Here is a 3,393-nt window from a genome sequence, read left to right as displayed (position 1 = left end):
TTTGGTTGCGGGAGTAGGATTTGAACCTACGACCTTCAGGTTATGAGCCTGACGAGCTACCGGGCTGCTCCATCCCGCGCCAAAGCGCGCCCTATTATTGTTGGTAGGGCACATCGAAGAGAGATACACGCTCGAGAGCTTTACTAGGTTTGGCGATGACCTACTCTCCCACGCCTTAAGACGCAGTACCATCGGCGCTACGGCGCTTAACTGCCGGGTTCGGAATGGAGCCGGGTGTTTCGCTCGTGCTATGATCACCAAACCGAGAAAAGCTCTCGAGTGTATTCCAAGTAAGACTGTGTGTAGTTGGTGTATGTATCTGATTGGTCCATTGAAGCATGGCTTCTACTGGATCAAATCAAGCCTATCGAACAATTAGTACCAGTCAACTGAACGCATTGCTGCGCTTACATCTCTGGCCTATCGACGAGGTGGTCTACCTCGGTTCTCAGGGATACCTTGTTTTGAGGGGGGCTTCCCGCTTAGATGCCTTCAGCGGTTATCCTGTCCGTTCATAGCTACCCAGCACTGCCATTGGCATGACAACTGGTCCACCAGTGGAACGTTCACCCCGGTCCTCTCGTACTAGGGGCAACTCCTCTCAAGTATCCTACACCCACGGCAGATAGGGACCGAACTGTCTCACGACGTTCTAAACCCAGCTCACGTACCTCTTTAAACGGCGAACAGCCGTACCCTTGGGACCTGCTCCAGCCCCAGGATGAGATGAGCCGACATCGAGGTGCCAAACGGTGCCGTCGATATGGACTCTTGGGCACCATCAGCCTGTTATCCCCGGCGTACCTTTTATCCGTTGAGCGATGGCCCTCCCACTTGGGACCACCGGATCACTATGGCCGTCTTTCGACTCTGCTCGACTTGTCAGTCTTGCAGTCAGGCTGGCTTCTGCCATTGCACTCAACGAGCGATGTCCGACCGCTCTGAGCCAACCTTCGCGCGCCTCCGTTACGATTTAGGAGGCGACCGCCCCAGTCAAACTACCCGCCACACAGGGTCCCGGATCCGGATAACGGACCGCGGTTAGACATCAAGCAGAACAAGGGTGGTATCTCAAGGATGACTCCACAGGAACTAGCGTTCCTGCTTCAAAGTCTACCACCTATCCTGCACATGTTGTGCCTGATGCCAGTGTGAAGCTGTAGTAAAGGTGCACGGGGTCTTTCCGTCTAACCGCGGGAAGCCTGCATCTTGACAGGCAATTCAATTTCGCTGAGTCGATGTTGGAGACAGCGGGGAAGTCGTTACGCCATTCGTGCAGGTCGGAACTTACCCGACAAGGAATTTCGCTACCTTAGGACCGTTATAGTTACGGCCGCCGTTTACCTGGGCTTCAATTCGGAGCTCTCACCCCTCCTTTTAACCTTCAGGCACCGGGCAGGCGTCAGACCCTATACGTCGTCTTGCGACTTCGCAGAGCCCTGTGTTTTTAGTAAACAGTCGCCACCCCCTGGTTTGTGCCCCCAGCTTCCAGTTGCCTAGAAACCGGGCCTCCTTCTCGCGAACTTACGGAGGTATTTTGCCGAGTTCCTTCAACATCGTTCTCTCAAGCGCCTTGGTATTCTCTACCAGTCCACCTGTGTCGGTTTAGGGTACGATCTTATGTTAGAGCTATTTCCAGGAACCTCTTAGCAGCCCATTCAATCCAATAAGGATGAACTACCTTCGAGATCCGTCACTTCTAACTGGCCCAGGAATATTAACCTGGTTCCCATCGACTACGCCTTTCGGCCTCGCCTTAGGGGTCGGCTTACCCTGCTCAGATTAGCTTTAAGCAGGAACCCTTGGACTTTCGGCGACAGGGTCTCTCACCCTGTTTGTCGCTACTCATGTCATCATTCTCACTAGTGATCTCTCCACCGGATGGCTCACGCCCCGGCTTCATCGAAAGTTCTCTGCCTCCAATACATCCCGAAGGATGCTAAGGAGGCGTAGAACTATGTCACACTACGCTCCGCTACCATGCACTATGTGCATCCTCAGCTTCGGCTCATGGCTTGAGCCCCGGTACATCTTCGCCGCAAGACAACTTAATTAGACCAGTGAGCTGTTACGCTATCTTTAAAGGATGGCTGCTTCTAAGCCAACCTCCTGGTTGTTTTGGTCGTCTCACCTGCTTTCCCACTTAGCCATGAATTAGGGGCCTTAGCTGGAGGTCAGGGTTGTTTCCCTTTTCACTACGGGCGTTAGCACCCGCAGTGTGTCTGCCGTATATTACTCTCGGGTATTCGGAGTTTGGTTAGGATCAGTAAGCCTGTGGGGCCCCATTACCCATCCAGTGCTCTACCCCCCGAGGTATTCGTACGACGCTCTACCTAAATAGATTTCGCGGAGAACCAGCTATCTCCGAGTTTGATTGGCCTTTCACCCCTAGGCACAACTCATCCCGACCTTTTTCAACAGGTGTGGGTTCGGACCTCCAATTAGTGTTACCTAATCTTCATCCTGGTCATGCCTAGATCACTCGGTTTCGGGTCTAATCCGACTAACTCATTCGCCCTATTAAGACTCGCTTTCGCTGCGCCTACACCTAACGGCTTAAGCTTGCTAGTCAGACTAAGTCGATGACCCATTATACAAAAGGTACGCGGTCAGCCCTCAAGGGGCCTCCCACTGCTTGTAGGCGTCCGGTTTCAGAAACTGTTTCACTCCCCTCGTCGGGGTGCTTTTCACCTTTCCCTCACGGTACTGGTTCGCTATCGGTCAGTAAGGAGTACTTAGCCTTCGAAGGTGGTCCTCCGATCTTCAGACAGGATTTCACGTGTCCCGCCCTACTTAATACGTCCAATCGTGCTTCTCATACGGGGCTATCACCCACTATGGCAGACCTTCCCAGGTCTTTCTGATCACACTCAAGGCTCGGCTGGTCCCCGTTCGCTCGCCGCTACTAGGGGAGTATCATATTGATTTCCTTTCCTCTGGGTACTTAGATGTTTCAGTTCCCCAGGTTTGCTCTTAAAACCCTATGTATTCAGGTATTAAGTATCTGGTTCAGCTCAATATCAACAGCAGTGCTGATAATATCAAACTGTCAGATGGGTTGCCCCATTCGGAAATTCATGGATCAAAGCTTATTCTCAGCTCCCCATGACTTATCGCAGAGTATCACGTCCTTCATCGCCTCTTACTGCCAAGGCATCCACCAAACGCCCTTCTCGCGCTTGATTTGATCCAGAAGAAGACAAGCTTCTCCTGCGCTGCACCCGCCTTTTGACTTCGGGTGAGCATTAATCAAATGCATACATTTTCCCGTTTCCCCCACTGGTTCGTTGGGGGAACGTTGCGTGACATGCTGTATTGGCATGCCACACGGTTAGTGTACTTAACTTGGAATAGTATCAAACTTGCAGCTCTGCCGAAGCAGTCTGCTGATCA

Annotated in this window: 1 tRNA gene and 2 rRNA genes; all 3 read right to left on the bottom strand. The window is 52.3% G+C overall.

Features of this window, described 5'->3' with window-relative positions:
- Positions 1-2: 2 nt before the first annotated feature.
- The 3 genes from THS5294_RS00050 to THS5294_RS00040 all read right to left on the bottom strand — a co-directional run bounded on the left by THS5294_RS00050 (position 3) and on the right by THS5294_RS00040 (position 3,185).
- Positions 3-79: transfer RNA gene (locus tag THS5294_RS00050), tRNA-Met, on the bottom strand.
- A 68-nt stretch (positions 80-147) separates the two neighbouring features.
- Positions 148-262 (bottom strand): 5S ribosomal RNA (rrf, locus tag THS5294_RS00045).
- Between the two features lie 92 nt (positions 263-354).
- Positions 355-3,185, bottom strand: a 23S ribosomal RNA gene (locus tag THS5294_RS00040).
- Positions 3,186-3,393 lie beyond the last annotated feature (208 nt).

Source organism: Thalassobacter stenotrophicus (assembly GCF_001458315.1).
In the GTDB taxonomy this organism is placed as follows: Bacteria; Pseudomonadota; Alphaproteobacteria; order Rhodobacterales; family Rhodobacteraceae; genus Thalassobacter; species Thalassobacter stenotrophicus.
The sequence above is the reverse complement of the archived record's forward strand: the minus strand, read 5'-3'. Positions and strand labels throughout refer to the sequence as shown.